The 24073-nt window shown below is 36.5% G+C and carries 23 protein-coding genes and 5 pseudogenes; 24 read left to right on the top strand and 4 right to left on the bottom strand.

Annotated elements, in window-relative coordinates; translation table 11 throughout:
- Positions 1 to 28: 28 nt before the first annotated feature.
- The 20 genes and pseudogenes from HMPREF2877_RS00095 to HMPREF2877_RS00190 all read left to right on the top strand — a co-directional run.
- Positions 29 to 793: pseudogene (locus HMPREF2877_RS00095) on the top strand (VirD4-like conjugal transfer protein, CD1115 family); the annotation flags it as partial.
- Positions 765 to 1328, top strand: a pseudogene (locus HMPREF2877_RS00100) (IS3 family transposase); the annotation flags it as partial. The pseudogenes HMPREF2877_RS00095 and HMPREF2877_RS00100, both read left to right, overlap by 29 nt.
- A 222-nt stretch (positions 1329 to 1550) precedes the next feature.
- Complete coding sequence (locus tag HMPREF2877_RS00105; protein WP_070577897.1) at positions 1551 to 2144, top strand: MptD family putative ECF transporter S component; 594 nt, start codon at positions 1551 to 1553, stop codon at positions 2142 to 2144.
- Positions 2144 to 2851, top strand: coding sequence for an energy-coupling factor transporter transmembrane component T (locus HMPREF2877_RS00110; RefSeq protein WP_070577899.1), 708 nt, complete (start codon positions 2144 to 2146; stop codon positions 2849 to 2851). The genes HMPREF2877_RS00105 and HMPREF2877_RS00110 overlap by 1 nt, the downstream gene beginning before the upstream one ends.
- Before the next feature lie 2 nt (positions 2852 to 2853).
- Entirely contained in the window at positions 2854 to 4236 is a 1383-nt protein-coding gene (locus HMPREF2877_RS00115; protein WP_070577902.1) for an ABC transporter ATP-binding protein, read from the top strand.
- 327 nt (positions 4237 to 4563) lie between these two features.
- The gene (locus HMPREF2877_RS00120) at positions 4564 to 5181 is read left to right on the top strand and encodes a TetR/AcrR family transcriptional regulator (RefSeq protein ID WP_070577905.1); all 618 of its coding nucleotides are present in this window, start codon (positions 4564 to 4566) and stop codon (positions 5179 to 5181) included.
- Between the two features lie 75 nt (positions 5182 to 5256).
- Positions 5257 to 6999, top strand: coding sequence for an ABC transporter ATP-binding protein (locus HMPREF2877_RS00125; protein WP_070577907.1), 1743 nt, complete (start codon positions 5257 to 5259; stop codon positions 6997 to 6999).
- Entirely contained in the window at positions 6993 to 8720 is a 1728-nt protein-coding gene (locus tag HMPREF2877_RS00130) for an ABC transporter ATP-binding protein (protein ID WP_070577911.1), read from the top strand. Before HMPREF2877_RS00125 ends, HMPREF2877_RS00130 begins: the two co-directional genes overlap by 7 nt.
- Positions 8721 to 9495: 775 nt before the next feature.
- Complete coding sequence (locus tag HMPREF2877_RS00135) at positions 9496 to 9789, top strand: antitoxin (RefSeq protein ID WP_070577913.1); 294 nt, start codon at positions 9496 to 9498, stop codon at positions 9787 to 9789.
- Positions 9782 to 10117, top strand: coding sequence for a type II toxin-antitoxin system RelE/ParE family toxin (locus HMPREF2877_RS00140; RefSeq protein ID WP_070577916.1), 336 nt, complete (start codon positions 9782 to 9784; stop codon positions 10115 to 10117). Before HMPREF2877_RS00135 ends, HMPREF2877_RS00140 begins: the two co-directional genes overlap by 8 nt.
- Positions 10118 to 10683: 566 nt before the next feature.
- The gene (locus HMPREF2877_RS00150; RefSeq protein WP_070577919.1) at positions 10684 to 11682 is read left to right on the top strand and encodes a hypothetical protein; all 999 of its coding nucleotides are present in this window, start codon (positions 10684 to 10686) and stop codon (positions 11680 to 11682) included.
- Positions 11672 to 12136 (top strand): annotated as a pseudogene (locus HMPREF2877_RS11020) (hypothetical protein); the annotation flags it as partial. The gene HMPREF2877_RS00150 and the pseudogene HMPREF2877_RS11020, both read left to right, overlap by 11 nt.
- Before the next feature lie 30 nt (positions 12137 to 12166).
- Positions 12167 to 12427: a hypothetical protein gene (locus HMPREF2877_RS11025; protein ID WP_218108086.1), complete on the top strand. Its 261-nt coding sequence runs from the start codon at positions 12167 to 12169 to the stop codon at positions 12425 to 12427.
- A gap of 94 nt (positions 12428 to 12521) precedes the next feature.
- A pseudogene (locus HMPREF2877_RS00160) lies at positions 12522 to 12950 on the top strand (VOC family protein).
- Positions 12951 to 13014: 64 nt separating this feature from the next.
- On the top strand, positions 13015 to 13329 hold the full coding sequence (locus HMPREF2877_RS00165) for a TfoX/Sxy family protein (protein ID WP_070577977.1): 315 nt from the start codon (positions 13015 to 13017) through the stop codon (positions 13327 to 13329).
- A gap of 142 nt (positions 13330 to 13471) precedes the next feature.
- The gene (locus HMPREF2877_RS00170; RefSeq protein WP_070577923.1) at positions 13472 to 14314 is read left to right on the top strand and encodes an AraC family transcriptional regulator; all 843 of its coding nucleotides are present in this window, start codon (positions 13472 to 13474) and stop codon (positions 14312 to 14314) included.
- A gap of 405 nt (positions 14315 to 14719) precedes the next feature.
- The gene (gene aac(6') / locus HMPREF2877_RS00175; protein ID WP_000348731.1) at positions 14720 to 15148 is read left to right on the top strand and encodes an aminoglycoside 6'-N-acetyltransferase; all 429 of its coding nucleotides are present in this window, start codon (positions 14720 to 14722) and stop codon (positions 15146 to 15148) included.
- Between the two features lie 120 nt (positions 15149 to 15268).
- Positions 15269 to 16144 carry an aminoglycoside phosphotransferase family protein gene (locus tag HMPREF2877_RS00180; RefSeq protein ID WP_070577926.1) on the top strand — a complete coding sequence of 292 codons (876 nt, stop codon included), beginning with the start codon at positions 15269 to 15271 and terminating at the stop codon, positions 16142 to 16144.
- A 132-nt stretch (positions 16145 to 16276) separates the two neighbouring features.
- Entirely contained in the window at positions 16277 to 17062 is a 786-nt protein-coding gene (locus tag HMPREF2877_RS00185; protein ID WP_070577929.1) for an alpha/beta fold hydrolase, read from the top strand.
- A gap of 21 nt (positions 17063 to 17083) precedes the next feature.
- Positions 17084 to 17938, top strand: a pseudogene (locus HMPREF2877_RS00190) (ADP-ribosylglycohydrolase family protein).
- A gap of 104 nt (positions 17939 to 18042) precedes the next feature.
- Here the strand turns inward: HMPREF2877_RS00190 and HMPREF2877_RS00195 are convergent.
- The 3 genes from HMPREF2877_RS00195 to HMPREF2877_RS00205 are packed head-to-tail and all read right to left on the bottom strand — an operon-like array spanning position 18043 to position 20386.
- Positions 18043 to 18759, bottom strand: a complete 717-nt coding sequence (locus HMPREF2877_RS00195; RefSeq protein ID WP_070577932.1) for an ABC transporter permease — start codon at positions 18757 to 18759, stop codon at positions 18043 to 18045.
- The gene (locus HMPREF2877_RS00200; RefSeq protein ID WP_070577937.1) at positions 18756 to 19571 is read right to left on the bottom strand and encodes an ABC transporter ATP-binding protein; all 816 of its coding nucleotides are present in this window, start codon (positions 19569 to 19571) and stop codon (positions 18756 to 18758) included. Before HMPREF2877_RS00200 ends, HMPREF2877_RS00195 begins: the two co-directional genes overlap by 4 nt.
- Positions 19568 to 20386, bottom strand: a complete 819-nt coding sequence (locus HMPREF2877_RS00205; protein WP_070577939.1) for a MerR family transcriptional regulator — start codon at positions 20384 to 20386, stop codon at positions 19568 to 19570. Before HMPREF2877_RS00205 ends, HMPREF2877_RS00200 begins: the two co-directional genes overlap by 4 nt.
- Positions 20387 to 20794: 408 nt before the next feature.
- Between HMPREF2877_RS00205 and HMPREF2877_RS00210 the strand changes: the two genes are divergently transcribed.
- From HMPREF2877_RS00210 to HMPREF2877_RS00225, 4 genes are all read left to right on the top strand, one after another.
- Positions 20795 to 21088, top strand: coding sequence for a type II toxin-antitoxin system RelB/ParD family antitoxin (locus HMPREF2877_RS00210; protein WP_049497549.1), 294 nt, complete (start codon positions 20795 to 20797; stop codon positions 21086 to 21088).
- Positions 21081 to 21419 carry a type II toxin-antitoxin system RelE/ParE family toxin gene (locus HMPREF2877_RS00215; RefSeq protein WP_070577942.1) on the top strand — a complete coding sequence of 113 codons (339 nt, stop codon included), beginning with the start codon at positions 21081 to 21083 and terminating at the stop codon, positions 21417 to 21419. Before HMPREF2877_RS00210 ends, HMPREF2877_RS00215 begins: the two co-directional genes overlap by 8 nt.
- Before the next feature lie 523 nt (positions 21420 to 21942).
- Positions 21943 to 22329, top strand: coding sequence for a hypothetical protein (locus HMPREF2877_RS00220; protein ID WP_070577946.1), 387 nt, complete (start codon positions 21943 to 21945; stop codon positions 22327 to 22329).
- A gap of 36 nt (positions 22330 to 22365) precedes the next feature.
- Positions 22366 to 23121 (top strand): alpha/beta hydrolase, encoded by a 756-nt coding sequence (locus HMPREF2877_RS00225; RefSeq protein WP_070577950.1) that lies wholly within the window; start codon positions 22366 to 22368, stop codon positions 23119 to 23121.
- A gap of 163 nt (positions 23122 to 23284) precedes the next feature.
- Here HMPREF2877_RS00225 and HMPREF2877_RS00230 read toward each other — a convergent pair whose 3' ends face one another.
- On the bottom strand, positions 23285 to 24070 hold the full coding sequence (locus tag HMPREF2877_RS00230) for a CPBP family intramembrane glutamic endopeptidase (RefSeq protein WP_070577953.1): 786 nt from the start codon (positions 24068 to 24070) through the stop codon (positions 23285 to 23287).
- Between the last annotated feature and the right edge of the window lie 3 nt (positions 24071 to 24073).

Below are 24073 nucleotides of genomic sequence, written 5' to 3' on the forward strand. Positions count from 1 at the left end.
CTTATGATTTAAAAAATTTCATCAAAGTGGTGCAAGGCTTGCTCCATTTGATATTAGGGAACTTAGGGACTTGATGAGTGAAGATGAACTGGAGCTTGATACACTGGGGGATAGAAAAACGGCTCTCTTTGTTATTATCTCTGATACAGATGATACCTTTAACTTTGTAGTATCCATTATGTACTCACAACTTTTTAATCTCTTATGTGATAAGGCAGATGATGTATATGGCGGTAGGCTTCCTGTTCATGTAAGATGCCTTCTTGATGAGTTTGCAAATATCGGCTTAATTCCAAAGTTTGAAAAGCTGATTGCCACAATCAGAAGTAGAGAGATTTCAGCAAGTATCATACTTCAAGCACAATCTCAGTTAAAGGCAATCTATAAGGATAATGCCGATACAATCGTAGGTAACTGTGATAGTACCTTGTTTCTTGGTGGCAAGGAGCAAACTACACTAAAAGAATTGTCTGAAACACTGGGAAAAGAAACGATAGATTTATATAACACATCGGAAACAAGGTCAAATCAAAAGAGCTTTGGTTTAAACTATCAAAAGACAGGCAAAGAACTGATGAGTCAAGATGAGATTACTGTAATGGACGGTAGTAAATGTATCTTTCAGCTTAGAGGTGTCAGACCTTTTCTTTCAGATAAATACGATATTACAAAGAATAAGAACTATAGATTACTTGAGGACTATGATAAGAAGAATTTGTTTGACATAGAAAGCTATATGAAGCGAAAAGGAAAAGGGTTGCCTTTGCCGTGTCCGTCCCAAGAAGGGACCTAAATTAGGGAAGCCTTACCATGTAACAGACAATAAGCTGGATCGTGATTTCCAGGCAGGCAAGCCTATGGAGAAACTTGTCACAGACATCACCTACCTCTATTTTGAAAACTGTAGACTTTATCTATCTTCGATCATGGATCTCTATAATCGTGAAATTGTAGCTTATACCATCTCCGAGTGCCAAGATACGGACTTTGTACTCGACACACTTAATCAACTTGAGCTACCTCAAGGAGCACTTTTCCACAGCGACCAGGGCTCTGTCTACACCTCAAAAGCCTACTATCAGGCTTGTACAGAAAAAGGCATCACCCGCTCCATGTCCCGAAAAGGAACACCAGCAGATAATGCCTGTATCGAATGGTTCCATTCTGTTCTCAAGTCTGAAACCTTCTATCTCCATAAGTGGAGAAACCTAACTAAGGATAGTATAACAGATATTGTTAAAAATTACATCCTATTTTATAATGAAACTAGAATTCAACAGAAATTAAATGACCAGTCTCCTGTAGAGTACAGAAAACTGGTCGCATAAGAGGTTTTTCTCTTGTCCCATTATTGGGGTGCAGTGCCGAGAACAGCAGATAGCCGAAACGTTTGGAAGTAAAAGCGATTGAGAAATCATAGCGTCTTTTTAATTGATAAGGAAATCTACCATATAATTAGAGAAACGATATTGGCAAAGGGTAACGATGGATTTAAGGTGCAGTTAATAATTCAGAATTAGAAATAACGGAGATAGAAAGAGGAGAAAATTATGAATGAAAGAAAAGTATTTAAAGAATTAGATGGAAAAGATTTGATAAATATTGGCGTTTTCACTGCAATATATTTCGTAGTTGTTTTTGCCGTTGCAATGCTCGGGATGATACCGATTTTTTTGGTCCTTCTTACTGTTTTTGTACCACTTGTCGGAGGCGTTATTTTTGAATTATTTTTAACAAAAGTAAAGAAATTCGGAATGATAACAATTATGGGATTCTTATTAGGCTTAATTATGCTGTTAACAGGCATGGGATACATTCCAATTATTACAGGAACATTTTTTGGCTTTTTGGCTGATATTACTTATACAAAAGGAAGATTTACAAGTGCTAAGTTAGCTGTTTTGGCAAATGGCTTTTTTAGTATTTGGTGTTGGGGTAACTATTATGAACTGTTCTTTAACCCAGATGCATATTGGTCAACACGTCAAGTTTATGGAGAAGGATATATTAATGCAGTACGAGCGCTATTTCCTACATATATGGCGCCTGTATTGGTTGCAGTTTGTTTTGTGAGTGGTATATTTGGCGGACTTCTTGGCAGAGTGCTACTGAAAAAACATTTTAAAAGAGCGGGAATTGCGTAATGAATAGGAAATTTTTTAAGCTTGATCCTAGAACAAAACTATTTCTTATTATCATAGCAGCTTTGGTTGTTTTGAGCCGATTAGGTGGAGAAAAATTGTGTGTCTTTCAAGTGATTTTGACAGTTGTACCATATATTTTGCTTTGGGCAGAAAAAGAATATTCATATTGCCTGAAAAGCTTAATAGGGCTGCTGATTAGTTACTGCATTTTATATATTCCTTATGTTTGGGACAATATGTTGGTTGGAACATTGGCTATAGTTGTTGGCAGTATTTTTTCAAGAATGATACCTACAGTAGCAATTGGTTACTATGTGGTAAAGTCGACTAAGATCAGCGAGTTTGTAGGCGGAATGGAAAAAATGCATGTTTCTGAAAAAATAATCATTCCATTGACAGTTATTTTTAGGTTTTTGCCGATGTTAAAAGAGGAATTTCAATCAATAGATGATGCAATGAGAATGCGTGGGATTTGTTTTGGAGGAAAAAAAACATCTAAAGTTTTGGAGTACAAAATGATTCCGATGCTCATTTGTTCAGTGCGAATTGGCGAGGAACTATCAGCAGCAGCTATCACAAGAGGACTAGCTTCAGGAAACAAACGTACCAATATTTGTAAGATTGGATTTGGAATTTTAGATTATGTTTTTTTTGTCTTTTTTGCAGTGGGAATAGCTAGATTAATCATGAGTTTAGTAGGAGTATAAGGATGATTGAGATAAAAAATTGCACAGTTACTTATGCTGCTGAACCAAATCACAGGGTATTGAAAGATATTAGTTTGACTATAGAGGATGGAGAATTTGTTCTCTTAACAGGGGAATCAGGTTGTGGAAAAACAACGATTTTAAGGCTTATGAATGGGCTTATTCCATATTTTTATGATGCAAACGTGGAGGGAGAAATATATATAGATGGTCTCAACGCAGAGCAATCTACTATTTACGATCTGGCAAAGACGAGTGGCACAGTTTTTCAAAATCCAAGATCTCAGTTTTATACCTGTGAGGTAAAAAGCGAGCTTGTATTTGGATGCGAGAATGAGGGAATTCCAGAGGAGGAAATAAATAATAGACTCGGTGAGACGGTTAAAAGATTTTCTATCGAAAAGCTACTAGACAGAGGGATGTTTGAACTGTCTGGTGGAGAAAAACAGCAGGTTGCCTGTGCATCAATAGACATGGAAAAAACCAAGATCATATTGCTCGACGAGCCATCGGCGAATCTTGATTACGAAGCTGTAAAAAGATTAAAGGAACTAATCTCTATATGGAAAACAGAGGGGAAGACTATTATTGCTTCAGAGCATAGGATAGCTTACCTTTGGGAAATGTGTGACAGAACTATTATTATTAATGATGGACGAATAATAAGAAATCTTGATAAAGAAGAAATGAAAAAGATCACGGAGGAAGAGGTAAGAGATTTCGGAATCCGAAGCTTTGTTGAAAGGAACCCTTTTAAGCTTGATATAGATGAAGCTACAGATAGTGATAATATATTAGATTTTAAAAATTATAAATTCAGATATAAAAAGAGCGACAGAATCTTTGAGGCAGATGATGTAAAAATTGCCAAAGGTGAAATTACTGCTCTGATAGGACATAACGGAGCGGGAAAGACCACTTTTTTAAAATGCTTATGCGGTATTAGAAAGTGCAAGGGCGATTTAGTAATAGATGGAAAACCTCTTGATTGGAAGCAACGAAGAATGAAGATGTTTATGATTATGCAGGATGTAAGTCACCAACTATTTACCGATAGTGTATTAGAGGAAGTTCTATTAGGAATGGAAGAAGATAGAGATAATGCCCTTACTATCTTGAAAAAACTAGATTTAAGAATGGTAGAGGAAAGACATCCACTAAGTCTTTCTGGAGGGCAAATGCAACGAGTTGCTATAGCCAGCGCTATAGCTGAAGATAATGATATAATTCTCTTGGATGAACCAACAAGTGGCTTGGATTATAAGCATATGATGGATATATCAGAAATCTTAAAAGAACTTCAATCAATGGGAAAGACGATTATTGTGGCAACTCACGATGGAGAGTTTATCGAAAGTTGTTGCAGTAGAAAATTGATAATTTGAATAATTAAAAAAGGAATTTCCATTTTTTCGGACAAGCATGATATCAAAAAAATAGCACCATCAACAGAGATGATTTCCGATTTTACAATGCCGGAATCAGTGACATAAAGCATAAGTGTAGAAAAATCAATATTTGGAATGATATATTCCGCCCTCCATAGAATATGATTGAATTTCAATCATATTCTATGGAGGGATTTTTTATACACACGATAATTTAAAGCGCTAAGAAAAACAGTTGACATTTAAACTATGAAATGTTACAAATATAATTGATAACCGAATTATCGGTAATCAAATTATCGTAATATCTTGAGGAGAAAGTAAATGTCAAACCGTGATACAAGCATTGATTCAAGGCTTATTGAAAGTGCTCGTAAAGAGTTCATTGAAAAGGGATTTATAAAAGCCGAACTGAAAACGATATGTGAGAATGCAAATATAACAACTGGGGCTGTTTATAAAAGATATAAAGGGAAAGAAGAACTGTTTAGAGCAGTTGTTGAAAAGGCTGTAGCAACTTTAGATAGTTTTGTTTCGGAACGAACAGATGTGGATTTCTCCTCTATGAGCGATGAAGAAGTAAGAAATACATGGATTATGAATGAGAAATACATCTTAGATGTGTTTCGAATCCTATGGGATATTCGAGAAGAATTTGTATTACTTTTAGAAAAATCCGCCGGGACAGTACATGAGAACTTCGGGCATGATTTTGCTTATCGCATGACGCATGCCTATAAGCAATATTATGAAGAGGCAAAAAAGAGAGATATCGCTAAAGCGGAGATTACGGATGAGGAAATGCATGTTCTCTGTACGATATTCTGGACATCTGTTTATGAGCCTTTCATTCATGAAATGTCTTGGAAAGAAATTGAAGAGCATTGCAAAGTTGTATGCAGATTCATGGATTGGAAAAATGCAGTGGGAATAATGGATTAATAAATTTCAGACTGTCGAAAGACGGTTTAAAATAAACAATAGCATTAGTTTGAACTAACTCGAAAGGAGAGCGAAATGTTTAAAAAAGTAGCTCCCTATATGGGAGAATACAAGAAATACACTTTCAGAGCGGTAATGATGATGTGTATTGGAATTGTGGCAAAAATAATGCCCTATTTTTTTCTGTATCAGATTGTTTCACCATTGACAAAGGGGCAATCGATTAGTTTGGAATATGTGATGCTGAGAGTGTTCGGGATACTTTTATCTGAAATCATTTACTCTTTTGCCTATGTGAAAGGACTGATATTTTCCCATATCAGTGCATACAATACCCTAAAAAATTTAAGAATATCTCTGCAGGGAAAACTGGAAAAACAGCCTCTCGGAAATATAGAGAGCCTTGGTACAGGACGTATAAAAAAGGTATTTACAGAAGATATTGATATGATTGAGCTTTTACTTGCTCATGCGATTCCGGAAGGGATTGCCAATATTTTGATTCCGTTTGCCATCCTCGTTCTGATGTTTGCGGTGGATTACCGCTTAGCTTTGCTTTCCTTTATTCCCATTCTCGTAGGGATCTTTGCCATGGGCATGATGATGAAGCAGGGCAACTCGAAGATGGATGCCTACTATGAATCCGCTGCAGTGATGAATAACACGATTATTGAATATGTAAATGGAATGGAAGTGGTGAAGGTATTCAATAAGGACGGCGATTCTTATAAAAGATTTAGAGAAGTCGTAAAGAACTACAGAGATTTTACACTTTTATGGTACAAAGCTTGTTGGCCCTGGATGGCCATGTATTCCAGTGTTTTGCCGAGTCTTTCGCTTTTCATTATTCCGGTAGGGGCATTTTGGGTTATCAGTGGAAGTCTTGCCTTAGATAAACTGATTTTAGTGCTTTGTATGTCTTTCGCAGTCGGTCCGTCTTTTATGAAGGCGATGAATTATGCAGGAAAGTTTCCTCAGCTGAATTATAAAATCACAGAGCTGGAACATCTTATGGATAAACCGGCTCTTAAAGAGGGAAGTGCAAAGTTTAGTGGAGTGAATAGGGATGTTCAGTTTGAAAATGTCAGATTCGCTTATGGAGAGAAAGAGATTCTTCATGGGGTAAGTCTCGAACTGAAGCAGGGAACGACAACCGCTCTGGTGGGAGAATCGGGAAGCGGAAAATCTACACTGGCTAAGCTTTTAGTACATTATTATGACTTGAATGAGGGAAAAATCCGGATCGGTGGACAGGATATCACAGACATGTCTCTGGAAGCACTGAATAATGAGGTCTCTTATGTTTCGCAGGAACAATTTTTATTTAATACAAGTCTGTATGAAAATATTCTTATCGGAAAGCCCGATTCGAAAAGAGAAGAGGTGCTCAAAGCGGCAAAGAGAGCGCAGTGTGATGAATTTCTGAAGAGACTTCCGGATGGAATAGAGACCATAGCGGGAGACGGCGGAAAGCAACTGTCCGGAGGGGAGCGCCAGAGAATTTCTTTGGCACGTGCGATTTTGAAGGATGCGCCAATTATTGTTTTGGACGAGGCTACTGCTTTTATGGACCCTGAAAATGAAGAAAAATTAAATGCTGCTCTTGATGAAATCACAAAGAATAAGACGGTGCTTGTGATTGCGCACAGACTTTCCACGGTAAAAAATGCGGATAAGATTTGTGTGATAAAGGAGGGCAAGTGTATGGCAGCCGATAAGCATGAGAAGCTCTTGGAAGAATGTCCGGAGTATAAGAAATTCTGGGATGCCTCTGTAAGTGCAAGTAACTGGAAGATTAAGGGGGAGAAGGCATGTTAAAGATACTGCATAGAATTGTTTGTATGACAGGAAAATATAGCTCCAGGATTAGAGCTTCGTATCTAACTTCTTTCATCAAGGGGATTATGATGAAGGCACCGTTAATCTTCAGTTTTTTTGCAATCAGTCTGTTTATGAAAGGGCAGATGAATGAAAAGATATGCCTTTATCTCGGAATTGGTCTTGTTATTTGTATAGCGGTAGAAGCTGTTTTTGAACACATCACGAATGTTCTTCAATCCGCAACAGGATATGAGGTGTTTGCGGATATGCGAATGAGACTCGGAGATCATCTCCGGAAACTTCCTATGGGATACTTTACAGAAGGAAATATGGGAAAAATAAGCACGGTTCTATGTACAGACATGGTATTTATTGAAGAGTGCTGTATGGGTGTTTTGTCGGAACTTGTGACTTTTATGATTTCCCAGGGGCTCATGACACTCATGATGTTTGTCATGGATATACGATTAGGGGTTGCTGCATGCGTAGTCATTATTGCCTTTTTCATCGTTGGAAATTGCATGATGAAAACGACTCTTGCGCATTCCAAGACGAAGCAAGAGGGAAGTGAATCGCTTACGGAAGAGGTTTTGGCTTTTGCCGAAGGAATAGGAATTATCAAGTCATTTAATATGCTAGGGGAAAAATCAAAAAGTCTTTCCGCTGAGTTTGATAAAAGCTGTAGGGAAAGTATTGATTTTGAGAAAAGTTATGGGCCGTGGGCGAGGGCTTTATACCTTACTTACGGGATTGGCACATCCTTCATGCTTGCTGTAGCAGGCCTGTTATATGCGAAAGGTGAAATGGCGTCGGACAATATGGTGGGAATGGTATTGTTCTTATTTGATCTATTTATTTCCATAGAGAGCTATTATGGACAAATTACCAGACTTACCGTAACAGCGGCATCTTTAGACAGAATAGAAGAGGTGTTTGAAGCGGAAGAACTTCATGATTTTGCTGATATTGCATTATCTAAAGATGCAGGGGGAAATGATTCTCTTGTTGAGTATAGCGATGTAAGCTTTGGCTATACAGGAAAGAATGTGCTGAATCATATCTCTTTTACTATGAAAAAGGGGGAAATGACTGCTCTTGTAGGACCCTCAGGTGGTGGAAAATCTACAATAGCCTCTCTTCTTGCGAGATTTTGGGATATCAAGGATGGAACGATTAAAGTTGATGGCAAAGATATAAAAAATGTTTCCTTGGGAAGCCTTATGGATAAAATCAGTATGGTGTTCCAGAGGGTTTATCTTTTTAAGGACACGATATACAACAATATCATAATTGGTAGACCTGATGCTACAAGGGAAGAAGTAATTGAGGCTGCAAAGAAGGCAAGATGTTATGACCTTATTATGTCGTTTCCAGAAGGATTTGATACGGTAATCGGGGAAGGCGGAGCATCGCTTTCCGGCGGAGAAAAGCAAAGACTTTCCATTGCTAGATGTATCCTGAAGGATTCGCCCATCGTTATTTTAGATGAAGCAACAGCAAGTGTTGACGCAGATAATGAACGTGCGATACAAGAAGCGATTTCGGAACTATGCAAGAATAAGACGCTTCTTGTCATTGCCCATAGATTAAAGACGATAAAAGATGCAGACCAGATCCTTGTTATATCTGACGGGAAAATCATAGAGCGTGGAAATCACGAGAAACTCATGGAAAAAGACGGTGTTTACGCACATATGGTCTCCGTTCAGGCATCTTAAAAATGCAACATGAGAAAAAAAGAACTGTCCCGTTTTGTACGTGATAAAGCTTATCATTATAGACAAGTCTTTTCAAATCCAGTTTTGGGGTAGGAGCTAATGGAGAGATGTTGATGCATCTAAGTTTGAAATAATAGCTTAGTCAAATTTCACGAATAAGGATTTAGGTATTGAACAAGAGCAGTAATCCAACCTACTTTTAAAGTATCACAACAGCTTAAAGGGTAGCTTGTCTAAAGAGTATCTTGCAGATGTTAGATTGTATATACGGGTGGTGTGCTCCACATAATACATTTGGAGAGAATAGAGAGAAATCCCAGTTTATCTGTCTGATACTTTTTAACGATAGACTTTATCTATCGTTAAAAGGGTTATAGACATGTTCCCACATACAGACATAACTACTTGACGTACTTAGCGAGCACTCGTTTCACGTTGAGTGTGTATGTTTGTTAGTAAAATGTAGTCAAACATCTCGCATTTACATTTCTAGGCGAGACGCTTCAAAGCTCCACCGGAGCTTTGAACTTCCACAAGATGCACCGTGTGGAGTGTGTTTCTCTGCTTAAAATCTTAGAAACCTTTGAACGAAAGGGATAATGAAAAGCCTTGATTGTAAACTGGCCCCAAAAGTTAGATTTTTTCTGTCTAACTTTTGAGGTTATTACAGTTTCAAGGCTTTTTATCGTTAGTCATTTCTATTTTTAGTTTAATACTTTTTCTTTTATATGTTAAAATGTATATACAAAATGTATTTACAAAAGAAGTTGTTAGTATGGCAAAGACACAAGCGGTAAATTTTCGAGCAGATTCGGTATTTTACCAAAAAACGAAAGACATCTTAGCAGATGAAAAAATTACGGTATCAGATGTCCTAAATGCAGCACTTAGAAAAATTGCCAATAGGACAGTTGATGCAAGAGAATTTGTTTCTAGTGATTTTCAGGCTACACAGTATCAAGTGGCTTTTGAGGATTTAAAGAAGGAAATTTTAATCGGGCATCAGGAAATTGCGCAAGGTAAAGTTACTTCTGTAGCCGATGTGAGAAAGGAATTTGGCCTTGATTAAGTTGAAACGCTATCAGGTTTTTCTTGCGGATCTAGCTAAGCAGAACTTACGAGAAATTCATGACTATATCGTTATGAATTTTTATAGCCAGCAAGCTGCAGATGGCAAAGTAGATTTGAATTTGACTGCTCTTGAAACCTTAGAAATATTTCCAGAAGCGTGTCCACTTGTGTCTAGTAGAGGTTATGGTGAAATGACGGACGATGGGGAACCCTATCATTATATGCCAATAGTGAATTATCTCGCATTTTATTATATTGAGAAGCATAGAGTGTATGTTGCCCGTGTACTCAGTGAAAAACAGGATTGGGTGAATATTTTTTTATAAGTAGATTGAGGAACCCCCATGTTAAAATCGAATAAGCTGATTATTTTTTTTAATTTCCCTACCTTTTCTGATGGTCTTTGTTTTCTATTCTCTTAGTGAGCATCCTGGATACAGTGATGATGGGAATTTCGTCAGAAATCATGAGGCTGCTATTAAGAGTGAGATCATCGTACACTTAGCCAAGGAAAATCTGGGTATAGAATCTATCACCTTATTGCCAAATACTGCTAGAGGAGAGTATGATAATGGTGGTGATGTAAGTGGACATTATCATATCTATTTTACAGCCTACATCAATCATAATCGCGAGCGAACGATAAACGTAGAACTATTCTTCCCAGATGCCAGTATTCCACCTTTCACCTTTTTTACTCCCAACCCTTATAAAGACAAGGGCAAAAAGATGTCCAGGGGAATATTGAAGTATCGGAAGAAACCTCTAGATAGTATATAAAAGAAATCACAACGATAGCTACAGAAGTCTATCGTTTTTTTCATTATCAAAAAACTTGTATTTTATCATTTAAAATGATAAAATACGTACAAAATGATAAAAAGGAAAAACAATGAATGTTCAAAAGATAATTTCTATTTTTCAATCGTTTTATATTAATGTAAGTGTTGAAAAAATAGCTTTAACTTTACCAATTAGTTTTGAAAAAAGATTTCAATATGTCCAAATGAAGTTTCATAAGGAGTCATTTTTATTGATTAAAGAAAAGAGAAGAGGAAGTTTAGACTCATTTGTTACTCAAGCTCGTATTATGGGTGAAAAAGCTAGCATGGACGTTATTTTGGTATTTTCAAAGCTATCTGACATTGAAAAAAAACAACTCCTTCAAGCTAGAGTTCCTTTTGTAGATTTCAAGGGAAATCTCTTTTTTCCTCCATTGGGATTAGTATTGAATGCTAATGATGATGTTGCAACATCTAAAGAATTAACACCTAGCGAACAATTAACTTGGATTGCCTTTTTATTGACAAAAGGTCAAAAAGTAGTAGATGTTGATATGCTTTCACAGGTAACTGGACTTCCAAACTCAACGATTTATAGATGTTTGAGGACTTTTAAAGCTTTAGATTGGTTAAATAAGCCAAAAAAACTTTACACCTATACTGCATCAAAGAAAGAATTATTCTTAAAATCAGAGTCCTATTTATTTAATCCCATCAAAAAACGGCTCTTGTTGCCCAATGTAGATCTAGAGAATATAAAATCTGCTTCTAGTCTTCTATACGGTGGTACGTATGCTTTATCCTATTTGACTTTTTTAGCTGAATCGGATGAAAATAGTAGCTATGTCATATCACATAGACAATTCAATAAATTATCCTTGCCATTATCTCAGCATGTTTTAGAAGGCAAGGTATTAGAGATATGGCGATATAGTCCTTTTGTATCTGGATTTTGGAACGATTTTAAAGAAAATCAAGATAGACAGTTTGTAGATCCTATTTCTCTTTATTTGACCTTAAAAGATGATGATGATCCACGTGTGGAGGAAGAGATTGAAGTACTAAAAAATAATATATTACAGTATCTAGGAGAAGATGATGCCAGCTAATACGAAAGCTATTTTTCAAGAAATGTTTGCGAATTTTCAAGACTATTATGTTTTGATTGGAGGGACTGCAACCTCTATTGTATTGGACTCGCAAGGGTTTAAAAGTCGGACAACAAAAGATTATGATATGGTCATCATAGATGAATTAAAAAATAAGGAATTTTATGATACCTTGAATCACTTTTTAGAATTGGGAGAATATCAAGGAAGTCAGAAGGATGAAAAAGCGCAATTATTTCGATTTACAACAAATAAACCTGAGTTTCCTTCTATGATTGAACTATTTAGTATTTTACCAGAATACCCATTAAAGAAGGAGGGGAGAGAAACACCCTTACATTTTGATGAAGATGCTAGTTTGTCGGCCTTATTATTGGATAAGGATTATTATAATATATTGGTGCATGAAAAAGAATCCATTCAGGGATACTCGGTGTTGAGTAATCGTGGTTTAATTATTTTCAAGGCTAAAGCTTGGTTGGATATGAGAGAACGCTCCGCCACTGGTACTCAAGGTTTAAGTAAAGCCATTAAAAAACATCTGAACGACATTACTCGATTAACAGCTCTATTAGTAGGGAGTGAAAAGCTATCAAATATAACCTCTAGTGACACGGTAAAAGCAGATATGCACCGTTTTGTGATAGAACTTGAGTCTGTGATATCAACTATTCCTCAAAATGATGATATTTTGTTGAATCAAAATGAAGTTTTTGAAATTTTGAAAGATTTTCTAGATAGTTAAAATAATTGTAGAAACAATAGTAAAGAGATACAACAAGTATACAAGTTAGCAAGTAAATTTATTAAGTGACAATTAGAATTCATAGAAGGTAACGATGAACAAGATTACTTGTATTTGTTTAGGTGTTAAAGATATGGAAAGGTCAATCAAGTTTTATAGAGATGGCTTAGGATATAAGACTGATTGCAGAGAAAATAATCCGCTGGTATGTTTTTTTTGATACCCTGGGAACAAAGTTTGAACGATTTCCTTTGGAACAATTAGCAAAAGATATTGATGAAAATAATCCACCAAAAGGGAATGGATTTTCAGGAATTACATTAGCCTACAATGTTGAACATAAAGAAGATGTAGAGACTGTAATTGCATTAGTAAGAAAAGCAGGTGGAAAAATTGTAAAAGATCTACAGGAACTTTTCTGTGGTGGTATCACTCGTATTTTTCGGATTTAGATGGATACTATTGGGAAGTTTCATGGGGACCGAATTTTCAATTTGATGAAAATGGATTGCTGAAATTTTGAGGATAAATAGGGAAAGAGTATGCCATAAAGTAAGGTATATTTGATTTTGAAGGAGGTAATCATGGTGAATGAATTTATTGAATTTGTTCGTGAGATTTTTTCCGCAGCAGGTGATATTGTCATAAGATCCATGATGGGCGGATACCTTATATATTTTAACGGTAAGCTGATAGGTGACATTTGCGATAATGAACTATTTTTAAAGAGAACGCCGACATCGGACAAACTTCTTGCAGACTCAGAATTGCGTTATCCGTATGAGGGTTCAAAGACATTGATGTATGCATTCGACAGATTTGAGGATATGGATTTGATTACTGAACTACTGAAAGGTATGTATGCGGAACTGCCAGAAAAGAAACCCAAGAAAGCTAAATGAGACAAACAAGCTTCAGTTTGTTGAACTTAGCAAGGTATAAGTTTCTATGAGATGAAGCCTATAAAACTTGTACGGATGTTGTAGGGTAAGAAAAGAAATTTTCCTCTATACTAAAATAAACTGAAGGAAAGGGGGAATCGAAATGAATATTATCAAGTCGTTTAACGATACGATTGATTATCTTGAAACAGTTCTTGATGATGAAATTGATGAAAAGAAAGTAACTCAGTTATCCGGATATTCGTATTCAATGTTCAGTCGCTTGTTCTCTATTCTGACTGAAACAACGCTTTCAGAATATTTAAGAAGCAGAAGATTGACGGAAGCAGCCGTTATATTAAGAAATACGGATGAAAAAATTATTGACGTTGCTTTCAAATTTGGATATGAGTCATCAGATTCATTTGGAACAGCTTTTAAAAATTTTCATGGATTTACTCCTTCTGAGGTAAGAAATGGAAAACCATTCAAATTAGTATCACGAGTGCAGTTAGCACTAAGTGTAAGAGGAGGAAGAAGCATGAACATTACAATTCAAAAGAAACAAGCATTTACAGTTGCAGGGGTAAATGAACAAAGCATCAATTCATCATTATGTCCGAGTGTATGGAATAAGCTATATAAAAAATATAGCCACGGTGAACTTGCAAGTTTGGGAAGCGATCAAAGTATGGGCGTTTGTCATGATGTGGAAAATTCAAGCACAATAAATTATATGGCTGGTTATATCGTTAATGATGTAGATAAAGCCACAAGTATGGGCTTAGATGTTTTGGAAGTGGAAGAAGCAGAGTATGCAGTTGTAGAATTAGTAGGAAGTGTTCCGGAGTGCATTCATAACGGGTGGAAATATGCAATGGAAGTATTCTTCCCTGAGCATGGCTATATTCATTCAGAAAAACCTGACTTTGAATATTACTATGAAGGTGATATGCACAGCAAAGACTACAAAATGGAACTTTGGATTCCGATAACTAAAGCTTAAAAAACAGCTTGTCGAGCTGGAAAATTCCAGTTTGCCGAGGTAATACCTTTTAACGATAACCTCAAGCTATCGTTAAATAGTTTAGTGGATATGTTTCCGCATACAACTCAACTACTTGATATACTTGGTGTTCACTCGTTCCATGTTGAGGCGGTATCACTACTTGTAAGAGCTGAGGCATCAGCAAAGTAGAAGCAGATGTTCTGCCCATGGGATAGGACTCGTAGAATGAGGAGGGAAACCGACGAAATGATACGGTAAGTCCGAACCGCCGAGTGCATGCCTCTGCTCTTCCGATTTGAGACAGTGAAAAGTAGAAGGGGATGGTATTAGTATCAATCAATGAGTAACAAAGTAACAGCATGATTCGAAACATTTGCTTGTAACTTGCGGAGGAACATCAATATGGATGGAATAACAAAAGATTCTATAAAAACGGCTAGACTAATGAAACAATTATGGCCCCAATTGACCGATAAAGAAGCTATTGATGAAGTAAAAAGATATACGAATGGCAAAAATACTGCAATCTTTACTGAAGTTGAAGGTGACACAATTGTAGGTCTAGCACTATGTTCACTCAGATTTGATTATGTTGAAGGTTGTAAATATAGTCCTGTTGGATTCTTAGAAGGGATTATTGTCGACGAGGAATATCGTTTAAAGGATATTGCTAAAAATCTCTGTACAAAATGTGAGGAATGGGCGAAAAATAAAGGATGTAAGGAATTTGCAAGTGACTGTACTTTAACGAATACGGATTCTATAAGATTTCATCTCAATATTGGATTTCAGGAGGCAAATAGAATTATTCATTTTAAGAAGAAATTATAATTTCAGAACGTGGTCAAAATTTATGTATCTTTAGGAAGTGTGAAAGAATGGACGGACTACGAATTACTTTTCATTAGTTAAGAATATAGTAATGTTGTAAAGTTAATCGAGGAGTTATTGATGGATTTTAGTAGTAAGATAGCTATAAATAAAGGCTGGTCAGATGATAAAAAATATTGTGTGACAGATCAAAATCAGCAAAAATATTTCTTGCGTGTTTCTGATAAGGAGAAGTTAGATTCTAAAAAATTTGAATTTGATATGATGGAGAAAGTAGCTTCTCTTGGAGTTCCAATGTGTAAACCAATTAGCATTGAAGTCTGCGATGACGAAGTATATTCTTTACACGAATGGATAGATGGGAAAGATGCAAGAGAAACCATTTTAACTTATTCGAAAGAACAACAATACACTTATGGACTAGAAGCAGGAAGAATCCTTCAAAAAATTCATTCACTCCCTATAACAGAAGTTCGTGAAGATTGGCAAAGCTTTTTTAATCGAAAAATTGATGACAAAATCTCCAAATACAAAGAATGTCCCGTTCAATATGAAAATGGTCAGATATTCATTGATTTTTTAAATGAAAATCGAGAATTGTTGAAAGATAGACCTCAGGTTTTCCAACATGGAGATTATCATATAGGGAATTTCATGATTGGTGAAGATTGTAAAATTTATATCATTGACTTTGATCGATTTGATATTGGAGATCCTTGGGAGGAATTCAATCGTATTGTATGGTCTGCTCAAGTCTCTCCCTCTTTTGCGTCTGGTATGATAGATGGATATTTTGATCATAAGGTTCCGGATTTATTTTGGAAGCTTCTCGCTATCTATATTCTAAATAACTTAGTTGGATCACTTTCCTGGGCTGTACCTTACGGACCTGAAGAAATATCAGTAATGCAAAATCAAGCTAAGGAAATTTTAGAATGGTATGATGATATGAAGCAAATCATTCCTAGTTGGTATTTGATTGAGAAAAAGGCTTAATAATAAAAGAGTTTAAATATCAATTTGAAAAAATGTCAAGATTATTTGCTCAAATTCAAACACATCTAACTATTTTTAATACAAATGATTTTTATCACTACAGGTTGGAGTGGTACAGTAAGGAGTTTAAATATGAAATTCCATGAATTTGGTGATAAGAATTTGCCTCCTATCTTACTGATACATGGCGGTGGCAGTTCTTGGTGGAATTATCTTCGTCAAGCACGGATCCTATCAGAAGACTACCGTGTTATTCTACCCACTTTGAATGGTCACGGCGAAGAATATCAACTCGATTATATTTCTACGGAAGATTCTGCTTTGGAGATCCTAGACTATGTCAAAGCAAACTGTGGTGGAAAGGTGTTTGCGATCGGTGGCGTTTCACTTGGTGGTCAAATTGCTATGGAGCTTTTGTCCTTAGACAGCGAGATAGCTGAGAAGGCCATCATAGATGGAAGCCTCTGTATTCCTCAACCAAGGTTAGCTAAAATCAGCATCTTTCTAGTTGCTCTATTTGGTAAACTGATGTTCAGTAAATTTTCTTGCAAACTTCAATTAAGCATGATGAACAAACTCTATCCTAAACTGGCTTATCCAGAGGAAATAAAAGCTTATTATTTGGAGGATTTGCCAAGGACACCTATCAAAACATTGGTGACCATTTACAAAACTTATATGGGGCGTTACAAGCTCAAGGACACAATTTCTGCTAGTAAGGCTCAGGTTCTGTATATCTACGGTGAAAAAGAATTAAACGGTGTGAAAGCATCGGCGAAATTATTTCAGCAGCTACATCCAAATACGATCCTTTATGAAGCAAAGGGCTATAATCACGGTTTTTTATCAGCTTACCTGCCTCAAGAGTGGATTGATTTGGTTGAGCCGTTTTTAAAGAGTGATCCATTGGAAATCTGATATGCTGTAAGGAGGAATCTTATGCTAGGAGCAATTGTAGGAGACATTGTAGGTTCTGTTTACGAATGGGGCAATATTAAAACGAAAGACTTTCCATTATTTCGTGAGGATTGTTTTTTCACTGATGACACTGTTATGACCTGTGCTGTTGCTGAAGCTATCATGAACGGTGGTCAGAAGGATGACTTTATTGATGCCATGAAGAAATATGGTAGAATGTATCCCGATGCTGGGTACGGGCCTAGGTTTAATACATGGATTCAAAGCAATGATTGTTCCCCTTATAATAGCTTTGGCAATGGCTCTGCCATGCGTGTTTCTCCTTGTGCTTGGATCATGGATTGTGGTTTCTTTGCAAGAACAGGTACTTGGCCATCTAGTAGAAATCTTGCGAGAATTTCTGCAGAGGTGACTCATAACCATCCAGAGGGTGTCAAAGGAGCTATGGCGACATCTGATGCTATCTTTTTGTGTCGTTATTACTTTGGAGGCTACTGTGGCGACCACGAGCAACCAATCAATGATGATCCGGCAGAATGTAAGAGACGCATCAAGGAATACATAGAGAAAGAGTACGGATATAACCTTTCTCAATCACTCGATGACATTCGTCCTAATTATCATTTCAACGAAACCTGTCAGGATACGGTACCTCAAGCCATCATTGCTTTTCTTGAAAGTACAGATTTTGAAGATGCTATTCGAAATGCCATCTCTCTTGGTGGGGATAGTGATACTCTTGCTGCTATCACCGGAAGTATAGCAGAAGCAGCTTATGGCATACCTGATTAGATTAAAGACAAGGCCTATAGCTATCTTGATGAGCCTTTAAAAGATGTGCTTAGCCGATGGGAGCAAGAAGTTTCAATAACATAACAGAGATTAGATAAAGACAACCAAAAACACTAAAGCGACGAGATAAGTAACAATCTCGTCGCTTTTGCTTAAAAGTTAATGTTGCTATGGATTTATTCAGGCACCTAGTTAGATTTTTGCTGATTCAAGAGGAAGATACAAGTCATTACTGAGATACAGGATACAAGAATCAGATACCAAAGATTTTCAAGACCAAAACCATGATCTAGCATCAAGCGGTATCCCCAAGAAGCGGGGAAAAGACGCCCGATTGCTTGAAGAAAACCAGGTAGTAAGTTGCTAGGAAACATGATTCCTGAGAGCATAATTGAGGGTAAAAAGACAAGTTGCGCTATCATGGTGAGCTTTGCTTGATTTTTTACAGTAAGGCCCAGTATACTTCCGATACTTAACGATACGAAAATGTAGATTGCCAGTGCGAGAAAGAATAGGGGAAGTTGATTCGGTAGACTTGCTTTAAATAAAATTGGAGCAAGTAGTAGGATCAGCATGCAGGTCATCATCAAATGAACAAAGGCAGAGAGAACTATGGTCACTAATCCTATGTGCATAGGCACACCATTTGCTTTATAAATCTTTTTTATGTCGCTTCCGTATGTTTCAATCAAGGAAGGCGGTAAGCCGAGAAAGGCCCCCATGGAAACACTCATGACAATCATTGACTGTATGAGTGTACTACCCATTTCAGGCATAACGGAAGTAAAAATACCACCTATGAGAAGAAAGAAAATAAGCGGTACAATATAGTAAGTAACCAAGAGAGACTTACTTCGTATGTCCAATTTCCACTGTAATGCTAGGCTATATAAGAATCCATTCATTCCGACCCCCTCCTTGCCATTTCGATAAAATGCTGCTCCAGTGTACCACGATCCACCTTAATATCCAATACCTGGATATTTTTCTGTTTGCATTCTTCCAATAATGAAATCAAAGTGTCCTCGATCGTATCTGTTTCAAAAGATTCCTCTCCGTCCCGGGTCTTTAAATGGATGAAATATTTTCTTCCCAACCTGTCTGTCAGTTCTGAAGGAGTACCACAAAAGACAATCTTTCCACTATTCAAAATAGCAATGCGGTCACATAAGGTTTCAACTTCGGCCATATCGTGGCTTGCCAAAACAATTGTCTTGCCCTGTGATTTGAGATTTCGGATTTGTTCATGGAGGGATAGTCTTCCTTCAACATCAAGTCCCGCTGTCGGTTCATCGAGAAAAATAATATCCGGCTTACTGATAAGTGCAAGAGCAAGATGTAATCTTCTTTTTTGACCGGTGGATAATTCTATGTATTGCGACTCCTTCATTTCTTTTATGCCAAGGGCCTTTAGCATAGCATCATCAATGTATGTATGATTCCATTTTGCAAAGAGCTTTATGGCTTCCATTGGTTTGATGTGGGCGGGTAGAGAGGAGGACTGTAGTTGAATTCCGGTTTTCCCGTTTACAACGATAGTGCCTTCGTCATATTTTCTCAGACCTTCGATACATTCAAGCGTTGTTGTTTTACCAGCTCCGTTCACTCCGAGCAAAGCAAAGATTTCTCCTTGTTTGATTTGAAAATCGAGACCTCTAAGAACCATATTGCTACCATAACTTTTCTTTAATCCAGAAACCTCTATTGCGTCTTTCATGCTTCTACCTCCTCAAAGGGATTGGTTCCAAGTCTTGAAAAATAGACTTGTAAAGCAGGTCCTAAATAATCATTGACGATTTTTTGTTTTTCTTCCCAAGCGTTTGTAGCGATGCCAATATTCCCAATCTCCATCAACTTAGGAAGCATGCTCATATCACCATTTGTAAACTCCATAATCAAGCTCCAGTATTCTTGCACAACTTGTTGGCTTTGTTCGCTTTCAACTGGCACGTTTTCTTTTTGAAGCTCCACGATTTGATCACTTAGTCGGTTCAACCTATCCATAAAATCTTGCCCGCTTTTTTTGTCAAATCGACTGCGTATCTGGTCGAGCGTATCATCATCAAAGCGCTTAATGAGAGAGTAGGCGTCATTCTTCATCTGTAGATTGACAATAATGTCTGCATATTTCTTAAAATTGACCGTTTGTATTTGTAAAACTTCTGCCTTTAACTGCTCTATTGCGACCAAAGAATCCTTGAGTTGTTCTATATTTTTACGAAGAACATCTGCCTGCTCTGTAAGAGCTTTAGCAACATCATCAGGTGTTTTTAAAGAGATCAAACGGCTCTTTATATCCTTGAGAGAAAAGCCCAGTGATTTTAAAGATAGAATCTGATGGAGTAGCACTATATCTTTATCGGTATAAAGCCTGCGACCTCCCTCACTTTCTGCCGATGGGGAAAGTAGCTTCTCTTTATCGTAATATTGTAGAGTACGGATGGTAACGCCCATTTTCTTAGCAAGTTCCCCAACTGTCATAAATCCTTCCGGAATTGCTCTATATTTAGCCATAATTACTCCCCTCCTCATACCTATTATACATCGTTACGTAACGTCATGAACAAGATTATTTTAAAATAATTTGATTGAAAAAGACCTTTTCATTTTCGAGAAAAGAAATAGAGGTAATAGATAAAATGAAGCATGTGACAAAATATTGACATAATTCCTACCCTTTAGAATATTATTGATGAGTATGTGTCATGATTTAGAAAAGCAAAGCACAATTACAAGATGATCAATAGCAAACACAAGGTGATAGACAGAACAATCTATCACCTTTTTCTGTCAAAACTATTTATCAACAGTTATGAACTCAGCTTTCTTATCTATTGCAACTTATATTCGGTGAAAGAAGAATCTATTTTTCACTTGAATCCCTTCTCTTTCGTATGGTAGAATGTATATACAAATTGTATGTACAAAGGAGAGGTAGAAATGGCAAACACGAAAGCAGTGAATTTTCGCGCAGATGCGATGTTTTATCAGAAAACAAAAGAAGTACTTGCAGATGAAAAAATTTCTGTGTCAGATGTCCTGAATGCAGCACTTCGAAAAATTGCCAACGGGACTGTGGATCCAAGAGAATTTGTTTCAAGTGATTTGCAGAACACGCAGTATCAAGTGGCCTTTGAGGACTTAAAGAAGGAGATTTTAGTGGGGCACCAGGAAATTGCTCAAGGAAAAGTCACTTCTGTAGCCGATGTGAGAAAGGAATTTGGTCTTGACTAAGTTGAAACGCTATCAGGTCTTCCTTACAGATAGAGCTAAGCAGGACTTGCGAGAGATTCACGACTATATTCTTGTGAATTTTTATAGTCAGCAAGCTGCAGATGGCAAAGTCGATTTGCTATTAAGCGCTCTTGAGACCCTAGAACTGTTTCCAGAAGCATGTCCTCTGGTATCAAGCCGGGGGTATGGTGATATGACAAATGATGGAAAACCCTATCGTTATATGCCAATAGAGAACTATCTCGCATTTTATTATATGGAGAAGCATACAGTGTATGTTGCTCGTATCCTAAGTGCAAAGCAGGATTGGGTCAAGATTTTTTATAAGTAGGATGAGGAACTTTGTGTTGCACTTCATTTTACAACGTGGCTCTTATAAAAAAATAAGACTGAAACCAAGGTGAAAACTATATGGTTCAGTCTTTTATCCTATTTATGTAGTATAATGAAGGGAGTAGAGGTTCTACTTTTTATTAGATTTTTTCCAAGCTGATATTAGTCATTCTATTAAGTTAAAATCCAGATTAGAGATAAGAAAGTTGAGTGAATTCGAGAGATTATTTCTTATTTTATTTTAGAGAATTATCTTATCAGGGAACCATTTCCCTACACTTGGATGACAGGGCTTTTTTAGGTGTGGGATCTCTTTATCTGTCCATACTTTGGGTGATCCTTTATTTTAGTGCTTTTGTCATCGAATAGGCCCAAAGGAATATCTGGCTATGGATTGTTATCGGTATAGTTGTTATGGCATCTATAGTAGCAACTCCAATAAGGAGATACTACTTTGATTTATAAGTCATTTTTAATTTTAAGTTAGTTTCTGATGGCAATTATGTAGAAAGAGGAAAAGCATGAAGCAATCACTTGAATTTTTAAAAGATAGAATCACTGATAAGATGCCTTTAGAGGATATGGTAGAAATCTTTGAAGATTTGTGTAGTGTTCCTATTGAGGATGAGATGATTTTATTTGAGACAGGGGCATATTCAGCTATATCTAATAAACCCTTGTTTCAACTATCGTTAGTAAGGCAAGCTCCAAATGAAGATGAAGAGTTTTATCAAGTTCACCTTGATATTTTCTATGAAGCTAGTCAAGACAATCAAATCTTTAGTGAATCAACCTGGGATGAAGATTTAGAGGAAAATATTTTTGATTATATTAGAGCCTCAGATGTATTTGCTTATGCTAAAAAGCAAGAATACCTAGCAGTCAATATTTATCTGGATGAAACTTAAGAAGAGTAGTAAAGGAAGGAAATCTGGTGGAAAAAAATGAACATTCTTGATCTTAATTCTAATCAGAAGGAGACGATATTATTAATCCATCCAATGTTATCTTCTGCACAAGGGATGAAATCGCTGATTGCAGATCAGATGGGACAAGAGTTTAGATATATCATTCCGGATTTATCTGCACATGGGCAATCAGCTTCGACCATTTACGAATCGGCTCTTAAGGAAAGCCAAATGATTTATGAATATTTAAAGGATCATCATATTAAAGACTTGCGTTTAGCGTTCGGTGCTTCCTTGGGTGGAGTCGTTTTACTAAAATTATTGAAATATAAGGATATCGGGTTTGGTAAGGTTGTTTTTGAGGGGGTAAGTTTATGGACAAAATCAGCTTTGCTTGATGTATTTACTAGGTACCTATTGTTAAAAAAACATAGAAAAGCTATACGCAACAGAGATCTAGCTGTTCGAAAGATGGTTTCACTTTATGGAGAAAACGGAGTGATGATGGCAGATTCTTTCATTGCTATGAATGAAGAAAGCATCAAACATATTTCCCATGATTGTGCATTTGTGGATTTGCCCAACCTTACGCCAGAGGAACAAAAAAGTTGTGTATTCTTTTATGGTTCAAAAGAATTCGACTTGATAGCTGCTAAAAAAGTTCTCCCCCAAAAGTATCCTCAAGCCAAATTTCATATTTGGCAAGGATATGGTCACTGTCGCAAGATCACTGAAAATCCTAGAGTCTACTCTAAGATTCTGCGAAATGAAATATTAAGTTCGAACTGTTGATTGGGTAAGCTTGTTACTGAAACAGTAATAAAGTGAAATAGCGATAGATTAAATAATGACTAAACTAAGGAATTTGCAAGTGATTTCATTTTAAAAGTTAATTGTTGGACTTTTTCTCAGAATAGGCTCGAAATTTTGTACGGTTAATGGTGGATTTTTCCCATTATAATCTCTCCACAGTTTTATTACGTATATGAATTGCAATCGGTGTGATAAGTAGGTATAGCAAGGTCAAAATGATAAAAAATCCGATATCAGCATCCAAAAATACATAAACGATATTAAAGCCAAAATGCATGAAAATAGAATAAATCAGGTTATTATATTTTTCCAAAATAATATTCATACAAATAGTAATAGATGTAATCACAACTATATTAGCAATAATATAAGGAACGGCCCGCCAGTCCGTAAATTTTGAATCTACAACCCACAGAAGTGTATGCCAGAAACACCAGACTAGGCCTTGGTAAATAGAGGATTTTAAAAAATGATATTTTTTATTAAATTCTTCTCTCATATAACCACGCCACCCTAATTCTTCACCAGTCGGACCTGATGTAAATGATAAGAATATACTTAGTGGCAATGATACGGTTCCTAGATTGATGTAGGAGAACATTGTTTTTGGGGTCATAAGTGAGTAGAGGAAGAGTGATAAAATACTGAGCCCAAATGTAAGACCAAATGAAGATAGAAGTGGGAGTAACGACACTTTAGCAGAGAAACACCGCTTAAGGAAAGTTGTTCTTTTCTCATCAGTCCTGAAATACTTCCATCCAAATAAAAGCAGGTATGATGGAGACCATGCAACGATATTTCGTACCATCCACATGATAACAGGTGAAACCTTAAATATTAAACTTGCAGGAGCTGCTACAAAAATAATGAGTGCCCAAACAAGTACATAAGAACTGATGATGTATCTTTTTAAATAATTTACATTCATTTA

It is taken from the genome of Streptococcus sp. HMSC072D03 (genome assembly GCF_001812855.1).
In the GTDB taxonomy this organism is placed as follows: domain Bacteria; phylum Bacillota; class Bacilli; order Lactobacillales; family Streptococcaceae; genus Streptococcus; species Streptococcus salivarius_D.